Source organism: Streptomyces stelliscabiei (genome assembly GCF_014873495.1).
Lineage (GTDB): Bacteria > Actinomycetota > Actinomycetes > Streptomycetales > Streptomycetaceae > Streptomyces > Streptomyces bottropensis.
This window is the reverse complement of sequence record NZ_JADBGF010000001.1, coordinates 4,424,812-4,440,020: the sequence shown is the minus strand read 5'-3', so window position 1 is coordinate 4,440,020 and position 15,209 is coordinate 4,424,812. Positions and strand designations below refer to the sequence as shown.

Annotated in this window: 13 protein-coding genes; 5 read left to right on the top strand and 8 right to left on the bottom strand. The window is 73.8% G+C overall.

Features of this window, described 5'->3' with window-relative positions; translation table 11 throughout:
* Positions 1–51: 51 nt before the first annotated feature.
* From H4687_RS19500 to H4687_RS19475, 6 genes are all read right to left on the bottom strand, one after another.
* Positions 52–771 (bottom strand): lipoprotein, encoded by a 720-nt coding sequence (locus H4687_RS19500; RefSeq protein ID WP_046918888.1) that lies wholly within the window; start codon positions 769–771, stop codon positions 52–54.
* A gap of 178 nt (positions 772–949) precedes the next feature.
* Positions 950–1,324, bottom strand: coding sequence for a roadblock/LC7 domain-containing protein (locus H4687_RS19495; RefSeq protein ID WP_005485738.1), 375 nt, complete (start codon positions 1,322–1,324; stop codon positions 950–952).
* A 13-nt stretch (positions 1,325–1,337) separates the two neighbouring features.
* Positions 1,338–1,934 (bottom strand): roadblock/LC7 domain-containing protein, encoded by a 597-nt coding sequence (locus H4687_RS19490; protein WP_050398365.1) that lies wholly within the window; start codon positions 1,932–1,934, stop codon positions 1,338–1,340.
* A gap of 37 nt (positions 1,935–1,971) precedes the next feature.
* Entirely contained in the window at positions 1,972–2,985 is a 1,014-nt protein-coding gene (locus tag H4687_RS19485; protein WP_050398366.1) for a hypothetical protein, read from the bottom strand.
* Complete coding sequence (locus H4687_RS19480) at positions 2,982–3,380, bottom strand: hypothetical protein (RefSeq protein ID WP_037692967.1); 399 nt, start codon at positions 3,378–3,380, stop codon at positions 2,982–2,984. The genes H4687_RS19485 and H4687_RS19480 overlap by 4 nt, the downstream gene beginning before the upstream one ends.
* Positions 3,381–3,771: 391 nt before the next feature.
* A complete protein-coding gene (locus H4687_RS19475; RefSeq protein ID WP_046912849.1) occupies positions 3,772–5,265 on the bottom strand; it encodes a type III PLP-dependent enzyme domain-containing protein in 1,494 nt (497 codons plus the stop codon).
* A 156-nt stretch (positions 5,266–5,421) separates the two neighbouring features.
* Here H4687_RS19475 and hutU point away from each other — a divergent pair, with 156 nt between their 5' ends.
* Genes hutU through hutI form a run of 4 tightly spaced genes read left to right on the top strand, consistent with a single transcriptional unit; the run spans position 5,422 to position 11,031 of the window.
* Positions 5,422–7,086 carry a urocanate hydratase gene (gene hutU / locus H4687_RS19470; RefSeq protein WP_046912848.1) on the top strand — a complete coding sequence of 555 codons (1,665 nt, stop codon included), beginning with the start codon at positions 5,422–5,424 and terminating at the stop codon, positions 7,084–7,086.
* Positions 7,083–8,387, top strand: a complete 1,305-nt coding sequence (locus H4687_RS19465; protein WP_046912847.1) for an allantoate amidohydrolase — start codon at positions 7,083–7,085, stop codon at positions 8,385–8,387. The genes hutU and H4687_RS19465 overlap by 4 nt, the downstream gene beginning before the upstream one ends.
* Complete coding sequence (locus H4687_RS19460; protein WP_046912846.1) at positions 8,384–9,733, top strand: formimidoylglutamate deiminase; 1,350 nt, start codon at positions 8,384–8,386, stop codon at positions 9,731–9,733. The genes H4687_RS19465 and H4687_RS19460 overlap by 4 nt, the downstream gene beginning before the upstream one ends.
* Positions 9,730–11,031 (top strand): imidazolonepropionase, encoded by a 1,302-nt coding sequence (gene hutI / locus H4687_RS19455; protein WP_050398367.1) that lies wholly within the window; start codon positions 9,730–9,732, stop codon positions 11,029–11,031. Before H4687_RS19460 ends, hutI begins: the two co-directional genes overlap by 4 nt.
* A 32-nt stretch (positions 11,032–11,063) precedes the next feature.
* Here the strand turns inward: hutI and H4687_RS48080 are convergent, their stop codons facing one another.
* Together H4687_RS48080 and H4687_RS19445 are read right to left on the bottom strand one after the other, a co-directional pair.
* Positions 11,064–13,298, bottom strand: coding sequence for an RICIN domain-containing protein (locus H4687_RS48080; protein ID WP_050398368.1), 2,235 nt, complete (start codon positions 13,296–13,298; stop codon positions 11,064–11,066).
* Between the two features lie 296 nt (positions 13,299–13,594).
* Positions 13,595–14,509 (bottom strand): RNA polymerase sigma factor SigF, encoded by a 915-nt coding sequence (locus H4687_RS19445; protein ID WP_046920016.1) that lies wholly within the window; start codon positions 14,507–14,509, stop codon positions 13,595–13,597.
* A gap of 234 nt (positions 14,510–14,743) precedes the next feature.
* Here H4687_RS19445 and H4687_RS19440 point away from each other — a divergent pair, with 234 nt between their 5' ends.
* Positions 14,744–15,112 carry an STAS domain-containing protein gene (locus H4687_RS19440; protein WP_005485726.1) on the top strand — a complete coding sequence of 123 codons (369 nt, stop codon included), beginning with the start codon at positions 14,744–14,746 and terminating at the stop codon, positions 15,110–15,112.
* The last annotated feature ends 97 nt before the right edge of the window (positions 15,113–15,209 follow it).

Genomic DNA, 15,209 nt, shown 5'->3' with positions numbered 1-15,209 from the left:
TGTCAGGACGCGCCGCGCCGCGGCTCCGCCCGAAACCCCCCGGGCGGCTCGTCAGCCGGTGCTCAGGGTCCGCCTGGCCAGCTCGTACGCCGGGAGCATCTCCTCGTGTTCCTCGGTGTCGAGGCCGCCGAGGTGGACGACGACGGGGCCCTTCGGGGTGACCGTGAGGAAGGCCCGCTCCTTCTTGGTCTCCTCCAGCGCCTCGCTGGTGTAGAGGTACTCGACCTCGACGCCGGAGACGCCCGAGTCCGAGGAGAACGCGCGGTACCGGGCCTTGCTGGTGTCGCCCTCGGCCGCCACGAACTTCTTGAGCAGCGCCTCCGCGTCCCCGCCCTTCGCACCGGCCTCGCCGGTCCAGACGCGGATGAAGCCGATGTTCCCGGCGGGCTTGGCGTCGATCTCGCACGCGGCGGTGAACGGGCCCTGATGCAGAAGGCCCTCGGCCAGCTCGGCCGCCGGCTCGTCCTCCTCGGAGCCGCTCCCACCGTCGGGCGCGCCGGTCTCGACGGCCTCCGGCCGCCACTTCTCGGCGGTCTCGAAGGTGACCGGCAGTGCGCAGGCCGAACCGGCCGCGCCGACGCTGCCGCCGCTCTCGACGGCGTCCGCCGACGACTCCGCCCCCGCTTCGGACCCCGCGTCCGCCGACCTGCCGGCGCTCGCCGACGGCTTCTCGCCGCCGTCCCCCGCCGAGTCCGAGCACCCCGTCAGCACTCCGGCCAGCAGCGCCCACTGTGCCAGCGCCGTCCCCCGTACCGCTCTACCCACTGTCATCCTCTTCTCCTGGTCCAGGGCGGACACGGTAACGGAGAGGGACGGGCGGTGTTCGCACGGGTGTGCGGGATGAGGTGGGCCCGGGCGGTGGCGGCTCGCCGCCGCCCGGGAACGTGCTCGGCGGCGCTCCCCGGGTGGGGTGCGCCGCCGGAGCCCGATGTCGGCAGGGTCGGCCGGGTCAGACCTCCAACTCCGCCTCGATCCGCTTCAGCTGGTGCCTGGCCATCGCCAGGTTGGCCCGCTTGGCGTCGAGGACCAGGTAGAGGAAGAGGCCGTTGCCGCCGCGGCCGGTGATCAGTCGGATCAGGTGATACGCGTCGGACAGGGTGATCAGGATGTCCTCGATCTCGCCCTTGAGGCCGAGGTGTTCCATGGTGCGCAGCTTGGCGCGGACGACGTCGGTGTTCCCGGCGGCGGCGACGGTGAGGTCGAACCCCTTGCTGCCGCCGATCGTGCCCAGTGCCATGCCGCTGGTGTAGTCGACCAGGGCGGCGCCGGTCGCGCCCTCGATGGACGCGAGGGCCTCTTTCAGCGCGGTCTCGGTGTTGGCCATGGTGTGTGTCCTTTCAACTCTCAGTGGTGGTAGGTGCGTTGGGAGTGGTTCGGGGGGTGGTGCGTGAGGGGGTGGCACGGGGGGTGCGGCGGGGCATGGTCGACCTGACCGTGGCCTTGGCCGGTGTCGCGGACGAGGCGGCGGCCGTGGCCGCGCTCGTGCTCGTGGTCCGGGCCACCGCACGGGCCGGGTTCCTGGTGACCGGCCGGGCTTCGGTCGTGGCCGTTTCGTCCGGCCGGGGCGCGGCGTCCATCAGCTCACCGATCCGGCCGCCGGCCCGGCGGCCCTCCAGGTGCAGCCGGCCCACGTTGACCCGGTCCTGGGCCAGCAGGGTCAGCACCGCGGAGGAGCCCGCCGCGTACGTCGCCACATAGCCGTGGTCGCCGCGCAGCAGCAGTTCGCGCAGCTCGCCCCGGCCGGCGGTGTCCGTCATCCGCACGGCGACGCCGAGCGCGGCGGCGGTGAGCGCCGCCAGGCCCTCCGGCTCCACGCCGGGGGTGTCGTGGGCCAGGACCAGCCCGTCCACGCTGGCCGCGAGGGCGCCGGTCAGCTGGGGTACACGAGCCCTCAACCGGTGCAGTTCGTCGAGGACTTCGGCCTCCGCGGCCATGAGCAGTCTCCTCTCGGCGGGACGCTCCCGCTGCCGCTCAAAGGGCCTCCAGCGCATCCCTGAGCCTTTGCAGTAGAGCCACGTCGGGGTCTGTGGTGGTGAGGGGCCAAGGTGGGGCGACGGGTGGGATCTCGCCGACGGCCGCGGGTCCGGCGGCCGCGTGACGGCCGGAGTCGATCGGTGGGGTGAGGTGGTCCGGGCCGGCCGGGCCGAGCGGCGGGGCGAGGTGGTCCGGGCCGGGCTGCGCGGTGGTGTGGGCGGGGTGGGCGGTGGGGGAGTGCTCGGGGTGGCCGATGCGGGTGGGGTGGTCCGGGTCGGCCGGAACCGGTGGGGTTCTCGCCGGGCTGTCCCGGGTCGCGGATATCAGCCCCGCGGCCGCCAGCCGCCGGACGTCCACGAGGGTGTGGAAGGCCGGGCGCCCCAGGGTGAGGGAGATCTCGGCGGCCGTGCGCAGGCCGTTCACCTGGCCGAGTACGGCTCCCTGGCGGGCCGGGACCGGGGGGACGTGCCGGTCGGCGGCCCTGGTCAGGGGGGCGTCGTCCGTCTCCGGGTCGGGCCAGATGCGGTGCAGCAGGTCACGGCGGCGCCGGGCCTCGCGCTCCACGGCGGCCACCGGCACCGGACGGATCGGCCCCAGCCAGTGCGCGGCCCCGTAGCGGAAGCTGGCCGGCGCGCTGCTCGGGCCCAGCACGAAGTACGCCGCGTCGAAGAGGGCCCCCATGTGGCACAGCTCCAGCGCGCCCCGCGCGACCCGGCCGCTGTCCACGAGGAAGCGCCCGACCTGCAGCCCGGCCCCGGCCGTGTCGACCGCCTCCCGCCAGCCGTCACGGTCCAGGACGCCGCCGGTGGCGAGCAGCACGTCGAGGCCCGGGGAGCGGGGGCTCTCGGCGTGCACGACCTCCCCCTCGGACAGGTACAGCGAGCCGGTCTCGCGCAGCAGTACGCCGGTGGCCCGCTCGGCGGCGAGGCGGCTCAGCATCGGGGAGACGGCCTGCCGGAAGTGCTCGCCGCGCACGGGCAGCGGCGGCGCCGGTGTGGTGATCACGCTCATGCCAGCACCAGCCGTCCCGCCATCTCGCCGAGCCGGATCCGGGCCAGCGCGAGGTTGCCGTCCGAACGGGCCAGCCACAGGTGCAGGAACACACTGCTGTCGAAGGTCGTCCGCACGAACCGCAGCACGTGGTATGTGTCCCGGTTGCTGACGATCAGGTCCTCGACCGGCAGATCCGCCCCGGACCAGTCCGAACCCTCCTCCGGTGCGAACGCCCGGTGCTCCGCCGCGAGCCGCGCCAGCTCCGCCGCCTCCGCCGCGGTCGTCTCGTGGTCACCGCCGGGTGCCTCCCCGACCGTGCCCAGCGCCAGCCCGCTGGTCCAGTCGACCACCGCGGCGCCCAGGGCACCGGGCAGCCTCATGGCCTCCACCAGACACTCGTCGATTCCGGGCACCGTGGCTCCCCTCCTGCCTGCGGTTCGGCTGAGTGACGCAGACGCTACGCAACGTGTGCGCGAGGGGTGAGCGATCTGGCATTTTCCAGCGGAACATGCGGAGGGGCCACTAAGGTGGGTCGACTTGCCTGCTTTTCACCGCTGTTGGGAGCCGGGCGGTACGCCGGTGCGCTGAGGTGCGCCTATGCGGCAGGCCCGCATGCGGGGCGCGGACGAGGCGCCGGGCATCCCTCATTCTGGGGGGCGTGAGGGGCGCACGAGCGGGTGCGCGACTCTCGGCCGGGCACCCCCAGGTATCCCCGGGCGGTCCAGGGGCGCGGGGGACCGCGCGATCGCCACGGCCGGCCCGCGCGGTTGCCGCACCACGGTCATCCGAGCCGGCGGGCGCCGGTCAGAGCCCCAGCAGCCCCGACCGCTCCGCTCCGCCCGCCTCGGCCACGATCTGCTCCACGGTCTGCGCCCGGCGCACCACCGCGAACCGCGTCTCCCCCTCCCCGGGCTCCCCGGGGGCGTACCCGTAGACCCCGGGCCGGGGCAGGGAGTTGTACGCGTAGTGGTGCGCGAAGTAGTACGCGCCGGTGTCCAGCGCGGCCGCGTAGTCACCCGGCTCGAACAACGGCAGCGAGCGCCCCTCGGCCAGCAGGTCCCCCGCGAAACAGGCGGGCCCCGCCACGTCCTGCACCGCCACCGGCCCGCTCTTCACCCGGCCCTTGGCGTCGTACGCGGCGATCCGCAGCGGCCAGGAGCCGGGCGCGTACACCGTCCGCGTCGCCACCTGCACCCCGGCGTGCGTGACCGCGATGGCGCGCCCGCCGGCGCGCTTGGTGTACTCGACGCGGGCCACGATCGTCCCGTGCTTGGCGAGCAGTGACCTCCCGAACTCGGTCACCAGCCCGTACCGCCCGTCGAACAGCCCGGGCACCGCCTCCGCCAGCAGCCGTGCGTACTGCTCGTACGTCGGTGTCGCCGCCTCCGACGCGAAGTTCACCGGCAGCCCGCCGCCGATGTCGATCGTGTCGATCTGCCGCCGCCCGATCCGCCGGTTGATCTCCTCCGCCAGTTCGTACGTCTCGGTGATCCCCCGTGTCATCAGCGACAGCGGCATCCCCTGGGACCCGCTGTGCGCGTGCAGCCGGCTCAGCCAGGGCCGGTCCAGACACGCCTGGACGACCCACTCCCGGGCGCCCTCGTCCCGGAGCGCCACGCCGAACTTGGAGGTGGCCGTCGCCGTGGACAACGCGTCGATCGCGCCCGAGCCGACCTGCGGGTTCACCCGGATGCCGACGGGGGAGCGGGTGGGGGCCGACCGGACGAGCGCGTCGATCCGGTCCAGCTCCTGCGGATTGTCGGCGTTGACCGCGATGCCCAGCGCCAGCGCCTCCCGCAGCTCGGCCGGGGTCTTGGCGGGTGAGTCCAGCACGGTGTGCCGGGGCGACACCCCGGCCGCCCGCGCCAGGGCCAGTTCCCCGGCGCTCGCCACCTCCGCGCCGATGCCCGCCTCGCGCAGCAGCCGCAGCACGGGCACCAGCGGCGTCGCCTTCACCGCGAACGCGTGCAGCACGGGCGTCCCGGGTGCCGTCACCGCGTCGAACGCCCTGCGCAGCGCTCCCGCCGAGGCCCGGATCCCGGTGACGTCGAGGAGCGCGACGACCGGGGTGCCGGGGGAGAGCAGCCCCTGCTCCACGGCCGCCCGCACGGCCTCGTCCCGCCGGGCGGCCCGCTCGCCGTCGGTGTCGAACAGCCGCAGCGTCGGCTCGCCGTCCCCGTCCTGCCCGTCGATGCGCTCCTCCTGTGCCTCGCTCCGGTGCCGGGGGCGGCTCCCCGCCGCCCCCTCGTGCCGGGTGGTGGGCCTCTCCCCACCGGTCCCGTTCGTCACGTCTCCCATCCCGTCCCCCGCTGTCGTGTCGTCGTCCGAGCCCAGAGGGCCACTGTCTCCAGCCAAACACCCCTGGCGTGCCGTCGCTGGCCCTACGGCTGTATTGACTAGCTCTATTCAGCAAGTCAGGATGTGAATAGTTGCTGTATAGCGAGGAGGCAGACCGTGTCAGGACCCCGCCCCGTCCGAGCGCCGCGTGGTACGGAACTCAGCACCCTGGGCTGGCAGCAGGAAGCCGCCCTGCGCATGCTGCAGAACAACCTCGACCCCGAGGTCGCCGAGCACCCCGACAAGCTCGTCGTCTACGGCGGCACGGGCAAGGCCGCCCGTGACTGGCGCTCCTTCGACGCCATGGTCCGGACCCTGCGGACCCTCAAGCAGGACGAGACCATGCTCGTCCAGTCGGGCCGCCCCGTCGGTGTCATGCAGACCCACGAGTGGGCGCCCCGTGTCCTCATCGCCAACTCCAACCTCGTCGGCGACTGGGCCAACTGGGAGGAGTTCCGCCGGCTGGAACAGCTCGGGCTGACCATGTACGGCCAGATGACCGCCGGTTCCTGGATCTACATCGGCACCCAGGGCATCCTCCAGGGCACCTACGAGACCTTCGCCGCCGTGGCCGCCAAGAAGTTCGGCGGCACCCTCGCCGGGACGATCACCCTCACCGCCGGCCTCGGCGGCATGGGCGGCGCCCAGCCCCTCGCCGTGACCATGAACGACGGCGTCGCGATCTGTGTCGACTGCGACCCGCGCGCCATCGACCGCCGCATCGAGCACCGCTACCTCGACGTGAAGGCCGACTCGCTCGACCACGCCCTCCAGCTGGCCGTCGAGGCCCGTGACGCCCGCCGCCCGCTGTCCATCGGCGTCCTCGGCAACGCGGCCGACCTCGTCCCCCAGCTCCTCGCGATGGGCGCCCCCATCGACATCGTCACCGACCAGACCTCCGCCCACGACCCGCTGTCCTACCTCCCCACGGGCCTGGACTTCGACGACATGGCGTCCTACGCGGCGAAGGACCCGGCCGGGTTCACCACCCGCGCGCGTGAGTCGATGGCCCGGCACGTCGAGGCCATGGTCGGCTTCCAGGACGCCGGCGCCGAGGTCTTCGACTACGGCAACTCCATCCGCGGCGAGGCCCAGCTCGCGGGCTACGAGCGGGCGTTCGCCTTCCCCGGCTTCGTCCCCGCCTACATCCGGCCCCTCTTCTGCGAGGGCAAGGGCCCCTTCCGCTGGGCCGCCCTCTCCGGCGACCCCGCCGACATCGCCAAGACCGACCGGGCACTCCTGGACCTGTTCCCGGAGAACGAGTCCCTCCACCGCTGGATCAGGATGGCCGGCGAGCGCGTCCACTTCCAGGGCCTGCCGGCCCGCATCTGCTGGCTCGGCTACGGCGAGCGGGACAAGGCCGGCGAGCGGTTCAACGACATGGTGGCGAGCGGCGAGCTGGCGGCCCCGCTGGTCATCGGCCGCGACCACCTCGACTCCGGTTCCGTCGCCTCCCCCTACCGCGAGACCGAGGCCATGCTCGACGGCTCCGACGCGATCGCCGACTGGCCCCTGCTGAACGCCATGGTCAACGTCGCCTCCGGCGCGTCCTGGGTGTCGATCCACCACGGCGGCGGCGTCGGCATGGGCCGCTCCCTCCACGCCGGGCAGGTCACGGTCGCCGACGGCACGAAGCTGGGCGGCGAGAAGCTCCGCCGGGTGCTCACCAACGACCCCGGGATGGGCGTGATCCGGCACGTCGACGCGGGCTACGACATCGCCGAGTCCGTCGCCGACGACCGGGGCGTCCGCGTGCCGATGCGCGAGGGTGAGGACGCGTGACCCAGCGCGCAGGGGGGCGCGGCGGCAGCACCCCGACGGGGACCGACGCCGAGCGCTCCCCCCGGCCCGTCACCGGTGGCGCCTCCTTCCACGAGATGTGGCGCGACCTCGGGCCCATCGGCCGCCACCCCGGCTCCGGCGGCTACCGCCGCTTCGCCTGGACCGCCGCCGACGCCGACTGCCGGGCCTGGTTCGAGGAGCAGGCCCGGGACCGGGGACTCCACCACGAGGTCGACCGGAACGGCAACCAGTGGGCCTGGCTCGGCGACCCCGCCGCCGGGGACGCCGTGGTCACCGGGTCGCACCTCGACTCCGTGCCCGACGGCGGGGCCTTCGACGGGCCCCTCGGCGTGGTGTCCTCCTTCGCCGCGCTCGACGAACTCCGCGCCCGGGGCGCCCGGTTCGACAAACCGCTCGCCATCGTCAACTTCGGTGACGAGGAGGGCGCGCGCTTCGGGCTGGCCTGCGTCGGCTCACGGCTGGCCACCGGGCAGCTGACCGCCGAGCAGGCGGGACGGCTGACCGACGGGGACGGCGTCACCCTGCCCCGGGCGATGGAGGCCGCCGGCTACGACCCGGACGGCATCGGGCCCGATCCCGAACGCCTCGCGCGGATCGGGGCCTTCGTCGAACTGCACGTCGAGCAGGGGCGGGCCCTGGACCTGTCCGGGGACGCCGTCGGGATCGCCAGTGCGATCTGGCCGCACGGGCGATGGCGGTTCGACTTCCGGGGCGAGGCGAACCACGCCGGGACCACCCGCCTCGTCGACCGCCGGGACCCCATGCTGTCGTACGCGGAGACCGTCCTCGCGGCCCGCCGCGAGGCCCGGCTGGCCGGCGCCGTCGCCACTTTCGGCAAGATCTCCGTCGAGCCGAACGGCGTCAACGCCATCCCCTCCCTCGTGCGCGGCTGGCTCGACTCCCGCGCCGAGGACCAGGCGACGCTGGACACGGTCGTCGGCGCGATCGAGGAGGCGGCCCGCGACTACGCCCAGGAGCACGGGATCGAACTGGACGTCGTCCGGGAGTCCTTCACGCCCGTCGTCGAGTTCGAACACGCGCTGCGCGACGAGATCGCCCGCATCCTGGGCCGGGACACGGCCGATCTGAAGGTGCCGGTGCTCGGAACCGGAGCCGGACACGACGCCGGGATCCTCTCCGGGACCGTCCCGACCGCCATGCTGTTCGTGCGCAACCCCACCGGCGTCTCGCACTCCCCGGCCGAGCACGCCGCCGAGGACGACTGCCTGGCCGGGGTGACCGCGCTCGCCGACGTACTGGAAGGGCTGGCCCGCAGGTGACGGAGACGACCTACTGGCTCGAACACGCCTGGCTCGGCACGCACGTCGAGCCGGGCGTCACCCTCACGGTGACCACCGGCGGCTCCGACGGCCGCATCACCGCCGTGCGCACCTCGACGCCCACCCCGCCCCCGGGCGCGGTCGTCCTGCGCGGCCTCACCCTGCCCGGCCTCGCCAACGCCCACAGCCACGCCTTCCACCGGGCCCTGCGCGGCACCGTCCAGGTCGGCTCGGGCACCTTCTGGACCTGGCGCGAGGTCATGTACCGGGTGGCGGACCGGCTGACCCCGGACACCTACCTCGCCCTCGCGCGGGCCGTGTACGCGGAGATGGCGCTGGCCGGGATCACGGCGGTGGGCGAGTTCCACTACGTGCACCACGCCCCCGGCGGCACCCCGTACGCCGACCCGAACGCCATGGGCGAGGCGCTCGTCCAGGCGGCCGCCGAGGCGGGCATCCGGATCACCCTCCTCGACACCGCCTACCTCTCCGCCGGCTTCGGCAAGGCGCCCGGCCACCACCAGCTCCGCTTCTCCGACGGCACGGCGGAGGCCTGGGCGGAACGCTGTTCAGTTCTCAAGGACCGGGATCACGCGCGGATCGGCGCCGCCGTGCACTCCGTCCGGGCCGTCCCCGCCGCCCAGTTGGCGACCGTGGCGCGCTGGGCCGAGGAGCGGCGGGCCCCGCTGCACGTGCACCTGTCGGAGCAGACGGCGGAGAACGACGCCTGCCACGCGGCACACGGCCGCACCCCCGCCCAGCTCCTCGCCGACCACGGTGTGCTGGGCCCCCGTACGACGGGCGTCCACAACACCCACCTCACCGACGAGGACATCGCCCTCCTCGGCGACAGCGGCACCGGAACCTGTATGTGCCCCACGACCGAACGGGACCTCGCGGACGGCATCGGACCGGCTGTCGCCCTGCAACGCGCGGGCTCCCCGCTCTCCCTCGGCTCCGACAGCCACGCCGTCATCGACCTGCTCGAAGAGGCGCGCGCGATGGAGCTGAACGAGCGGCTGCGCACCCGTACGCGCGGTCACTGGACGGCGGCGGCCCTCCTGCGGGCGGCCTCGGCCGACGGCCACGCGGCGATCGGCTGGGACGACGCCGGCACCCTGGAGACGGGCGCGCTCGCCGACTTCACCACGATCGCGCTCGACTCGGTCAGGACAGCGGGGCCGCTGCCACGACTGGGCGCGGAGACGGCGGTATTCGCCGCGTCGGCAGCGGACGTGTCGCACACGGTGGTGGGAGGTCGGCACGTCGTACGGGACGGGGCGCACACGCTCGTACCGGATGTGCCGAAGGCCCTCGCCGACGCCGTCGCGGCACTGCGCGGATGAAACCCGCCCGACCACCCGCGCGCCCGGCCCCCGACCCGGACCCCGATCCCGAACCGACCGCCGACCAGGCAACCAAGGACGCCATGAGCAGCCCGACGACCGACAGCCCCGCCCACTCGGTGAGCACCGCCAGCACGCTCATCACCAACATCGCTGCCCTGGTCACCAACGACCCCTCCCTCGGCGACGGTTCCCCCCTCGGACTGGTCCAGGACGCGGCCGTCGTCATCGACGGCGACCGCATCGCGTGGACCGGTGATCAGAGCAAAGCACCCGCCACTGACAATCGGGTCGACGCCGGTGGACGGGCGGTGATCCCGGGCTTCGTGGACTCCCACTCCCACCTCGTCTTCGCGGGCGACCGGACCGCCGAGTTCAACGCCCGCATGTCCGGCCGGGCCTACAGCGCGGGCGGCATCCGTACGACCGTCGCCGCCACCCGCGCCGCCACCGACGAGGAACTGGAGGCCAACCTCACCCGTTACCTCCGCGAGGCACTCCGTCAGGGCACGACCACCTTCGAGACCAAGTCGGGCTACGGCCTGACCGTCGAGGACGAGGCGCGGGCACTGCGCATCGCCGCCCGGCACACGGACGAGGTGACGTACCTCGGCGCCCACATCGTCTCCCCCGACCACGCCGAGGACCCCGCCGCCTACGTCGCCCTCGTCACCGGCGAGATGCTCGACGCCTGCGCGCCCCACGCCCGTTGGATCGACGTCTTCTGCGAGAAGGGCGCCTTCGACGGCGACCAGGCCCGCGCGATCCTCACGGCGGGCCGGGCCAGGGGTCTGCACCCGCGCATCCACGCCAACCAGCTGTCGTACGGCCCCGGCGTCCAGCTCGCCGTGGAACTGGACGCGGCGAGCGCGGACCACTGCACCCACCTCACCGACGCAGACGTGGACGCCCTCGCGCACGGCCGGACGGTCGCCACCCTCCTCCCGGGCGCCGAGTTCTCCACCCGCGCCGAGTGGCCGGACGCGCGCCGGCTCCTCGACGCGGGCGTCACCGTCGCCCTCTCCACGGACTGCAATCCGGGGTCGTCCTTCACCTCGTCCGTCCCCTTCTGCGTCGCGCTCGCCGTGCGGGACATGGGGATGACGCCGGACGAGGCGGTCTGGTCGGCCACGGCGGGGGGCGCGCGGGCGCTCCGCCGTGATGACGTCGGCCGGCTCACGCCGGGCGCGTACGCCGATCTCGCCCTGCTGGACGCGCCCAGCCACGTCCACCTCGCCTACCGGCCCGGCGTGCCGCTGGTCACGGGTGTGTGGCGCAGGGGCGTCCGCGTCGTCTGACCGGTACGGAGCGCAGGAGGCTCGGACCGGTCTCAGGCAGAGGCCGGTCCGGACCCGGCCCGCCACCGCTGCCCGTCGCGCCCCGACGCCACGGCGAAGCCGACGGAACCGAGCGCGTCCGGCGTCACGGCGAACCGCCCCGCGATCGCCGGGCGGATCACTCCCCGGGAGTCGACCTCGAACCTGAGGTTGTCGCCCTTGTCCCCGTCGAGCGAGTCGCACTCCCAGACGCCCACGCCGTCGTCGATCGCCCCACGGCTGTCGAGGCACAGGTCGGGGTCGGCGAACGACTGCAGGGCGTCGCGCCCGGAGTCGACACGCCAGCGCTGGGTGGCGCGCGAGGAGCAGGTGGCAGTGACGACGTCGGTGCCCTTCGCCAGCTCGCCCCGGATGTCCAGGCACAGCCCCGAGGCGATGTTCACCACCTGCGTGTAGGCACCGCTCAGCGGCGGCCCGTACGGCGACGACGGCGTCGGCGAGCCCGTGTCGGACGGACTCGGGCTCGGGCTCCGCGTCGGCTTCTCCTTCCGCGGGGGCTTCGAGGGGCTCGCGGTCTCCGAGGGGGTCGGGGACGGCGTCGGGCTCGGCGGGACCGTGGGGGTCACCGCCCCCGACGGCGGAGCCGCGGGCGTGCCGCCGGAACCGGCCGCGTCGTCGGAGGACGACGAGCCGACCGACCCCGAGAACACCAGGAAGGCCAGCAGCGGCGCCAGCGCCACCCCGAGGGCCACCGAGGTGAGCACGATCCGCCGGGACCGGGACCACTTGGCCCCCGCCACCCGGCCCCCACTGCCGCCCTCCGCCGCCCAGGACCCAGTGGCGGGCCCGGCCCCGCTCGCGGCGAAGGACTCCGTCTCGGGTCCCGCCGCCCAGGACCCGGCGGCCGTTCCCGGCCCGCCCCTTTTCCCGGCCACGGCTTCCCCATCGGCCCCGGCTGCCGCCCCGGCTCCGTCCCCCGCCCCTGCCCAGGCCCCGTCCCCGGGCCCCGCCCATGCCTCCGCCCAGGCCGACGCGCCGCCCGAAGGCTCCGCAGCCGCCCCGTCCACGGAACGATCCCCGGCACCGGCACCGGCACCGGCACCGGCACCGGCACCGGCACCGGCACCGGCACCGGATCCGAAACGGGGACCGGCACCGGGTCCGCCGCGGTCGGCGCCGGACCCTGACCCGACAGGGCCGGAGCCGGAGCCGGACCCCATGCCCGACCCGGGCGCCCCGCCCCCGCCGGACCCGTCGCCCGGGCCGGACCCCGTCCAGGTCCCCGCCGCGGTGGCGGTCGCGGCGGAGGCTCCCGCCCACCCGCCCGCTCCGGAGCCCCCCCAAGTCCCGCCGGTCGCCCCGCCGGTGCCGTCCGCACCGTTCTCCGGCTCCGAGAAGTCCGCCGCCGCGCCGGCGCCCGCCCGCCCGCCGACTCCGCCCCGCGTGTACGCCGTACCGCCCCAGGGCAGCAACCCCTCCGCGAGCGTCGCGCGCGGGCTGTCGCGCAGGGCGCACAGCTCCTCGTACGCGCCCGAGCAGTAGGGGCAGTGCTCCATGTGGGCGCGCAGATCGGTGCTGTGGCGAGGGGAGTCCGGCCGTACGGACTCCTCGATCAGCCGCCGGAAGTCCTGGCAGCGCGGGTCGTCGGAGGCGGCGAGACGCCCGCGCAGACAGGCCTGGCGCAGGGCCTGGAGCGCGGACTCGCGCATGTACGTCACGTCGTCGGCGGTGAGGCCGAGCAGCACGGCCGTACGGTTCTCCGGCTCCTGCTCCACGACGCCGTACCAGATGAGCCCCTGGGGCCTGGTCGCCAGGGACCGGAACGCCGCGAGCAGGGGCGGGACGGGGCCGTCGGGGCCCGCCGTGGCCAGCACGGGGCGCAGGGCGGGCGCGAGACCGGTCGCGTGTTCGTCCGTGGTCCAGGTGGCGGCCACCCGGACGGTCAGCAGGAGCAGTTGATGGCGCCAGGGGACGGCCGCCTCGGAGCCGCGCGCCGTCTCCCGGGTGGCGATCGTGAACGCCTGCGTCGCCAGCTCCCGGGCCGAGGACTCGCTCGCCGCACACAGCCGGGCATAGGCGAGGACCGACGGGTGGTGGCGCTCGCGCAGCTCGCGCAGGGCCGTGTAGGCGATCGGCGAGTCGGTGCGCAACAGAGCGGTGAGCCGCGCGTCGGACGCGTTCGCGTGCCGGTGCTCGGACCCGTCGTCGGGGCGTGCGCCCGGCGCGCCGGTGCCCTGCCGGTTCTCATGGCTGTCGTCGTCGGGGCGCTCGTCCCGAGCCCGAGTCATCCTCGTGCCTCCTCGCACCCCCGTGTCCGCCAGTCGGCTTCTGGGATACCGAACAGTCTGGCGCGTGACCATAGTGACGGAAGGTGAACCGAAGGGAAGGGGTTTCTTGCGGTAAGGGGGCGAGAGAGTGGGCAGGCCGGAAACGGTTCGGCCGGGTACGGGAGGAGTGTCGGAACTCCTGCCGCACCCGGCCGACTTCATTCACTGCCACTGCCACTGCCACTGCCACTGTCGCCGTCACGGTCACGGTCACGGTCACGGTCATCGTGCTCGTCGGCGGTGGCGCCCGCCCGCGCTCACTCCTCCAGCGTCAGTCCCTTGCGCAGCCGTACCAGCGTGCGGGACAGCAGCCGGGAGACGTGCATCTGGGAGATGCCCAGCTCGTCCCCGATCTCGGACTGCGTCATGTTGGCCACGAAGCGGAGGGAGAGGATCTGCCGGTCGCGCGGCGGCAGTCCGGCGATCAGCGGCTTCAGGGACTCGACGTACTCGATGCCTTCGAGCCCGTGGTCCTCGTAGCCGATCCGGTCCGCCAGCGCGCCCTCGGAGTCGTCCTCCTCGGGCTGGGCGTCCAGCGACGAGGCGGTGTATGCGTTCGACGCGGCCATGCCCTCGACGACCTCGTCGTTCGTCAGCCCCAGACGCTCCGCCAGCTCGCCCACGGTGGGGGCGCGGTCGAGCTTCTGGGCCAGCTCGTCGCCGGCCTTGGCGAGGTCCAGCCGGAGTTCCTGCAGCCTGCGCGGCACCCGCACGGACCAGCTCGTGTCACGGAAGAAACGCTTGATCTCACCGACGATGGTCGGCATCGCGAACGTGGGGAACTCGACGCCACGGCTCAGTTCGAAGCGGTCGATCGCCTTGATGAGGCCGATCGTGCCGACCTGGATGATGTCCTCCATGGGCTCGCTGCGGGAGCGGAACCGGGAGGCGGCGAACTTCACCAGGGCCAGGTTGAGTTCGACGAGCGTGTTGCGCACGTACGAGTACTCGTACGTGCCTTCCTCGAGGGACTCCAGCCGCTCGAAGAGGGTCTTGGACAGCGCCCGAGCGTCCACCGGGCCCACCTCGTCGAACGGGGGGATCTCCGGCAGGTCGGCGAGCCCGTCGCCCGGATCGTGGGCGAGGTCGTCCTGAGCCTCTTCCGGGGCGGATGCCGACGTCGCCCTCTGGGTATGCGATGCGTCGAGCCGGGGTGACATGATGTCCTCCATCGTTCTCGGCATATGGCCGCCGATGCCTGTACGTGCACTGCGGTGTGCGGCGCCTCCAAAGCCGGCCGTGTCGTTTGGTGCACTACTAGCCCTACCCGGTTTCAGGACGTCGTCGCAAGTGCGTGGTGTACTGAAATGTCCCTTTTCGGGGGATTGTTCGGGTGTCGGAGAGTGTGGAGAAGGCGTAGTGTTCGAGGCCGAGTCAGCAGTCACAACGGTCGGGAGAGAGACGGCATGGACCGTGGGACGGTCGGCAGCGCACAGTCGGGCCGGCTACGGGTCGAGGTGCGGGAAGAGGGCTCCAGTGCCGTCGTGACGCCGGCGGGTGAGCTGGATCACCACACCGCCGATCTGTTGCGCGAGCCACTCGAAAGCTGCCTGGAAAAGGGATTCACGCGTCTGGTGGTGGACTGCTCACTGCTGGAGTTCTGCGACTCCACCGGGCTGAACGTCCTGCTGGGCGTGCGGCTCAGGGCGGAGGCGGGGGGCGGTGGCGTCCATCTGGCGGGCATGCTCCCGGCGGTGGCGCGGGTCTTCGAGATCACCGGGGCGGACGCGGTGTTCACCGTGCACGACACCCTCGAAGCGGCCCTGGGCGACTAGCCCGGGCCTGTCGGCCGCGCTCCTGTCCAAGGGGTCCGTCGCTCCGGTCGCCGGTGCCGTCGGACCGGCCCGTCCGGCCTGCGAGGTCGGCCCCGGG

What these genes read in the sequence shown, in the direction of transcription:
- H4687_RS19500 (WP_046918888.1), bottom strand. Translation starts at nt 771, where the DNA reads ATGACAGTGGGTAGAGCGGTACGGGGGACGGCGCTGGCACAGTGGGCG.
- H4687_RS19495 (WP_005485738.1), bottom strand. Translation starts at nt 1,324, where the DNA reads ATGGCCAACACCGAGACCGCGCTGAAAGAGGCCCTCGCGTCCATCGAG.
- H4687_RS19490 (WP_050398365.1), bottom strand. Translation starts at nt 1,934, where the DNA reads ATGGCCGCGGAGGCCGAAGTCCTCGACGAACTGCACCGGTTGAGGGCT.
- H4687_RS19485 (WP_050398366.1), bottom strand. Translation starts at nt 2,985, where the DNA reads ATGAGCGTGATCACCACACCGGCGCCGCCGCTGCCCGTGCGCGGCGAG.
- H4687_RS19475 (WP_046912849.1), bottom strand. Translation starts at nt 5,265, where the DNA reads ATGGGAGACGTGACGAACGGGACCGGTGGGGAGAGGCCCACCACCCGG.
- hutI (WP_050398367.1), top strand. Translation starts at nt 9,730, where the DNA reads ATGAAACCCGCCCGACCACCCGCGCGCCCGGCCCCCGACCCGGACCCC.
- H4687_RS48080 (WP_050398368.1), bottom strand. Translation starts at nt 13,298, where the DNA reads ATGACTCGGGCTCGGGACGAGCGCCCCGACGACGACAGCCATGAGAAC.
- H4687_RS19445 (WP_046920016.1), bottom strand. Translation starts at nt 14,509, where the DNA reads ATGGAGGACATCATGTCACCCCGGCTCGACGCATCGCATACCCAGAGG.
- H4687_RS19440 (WP_005485726.1), top strand. Translation starts at nt 14,744, where the DNA reads ATGGACCGTGGGACGGTCGGCAGCGCACAGTCGGGCCGGCTACGGGTC.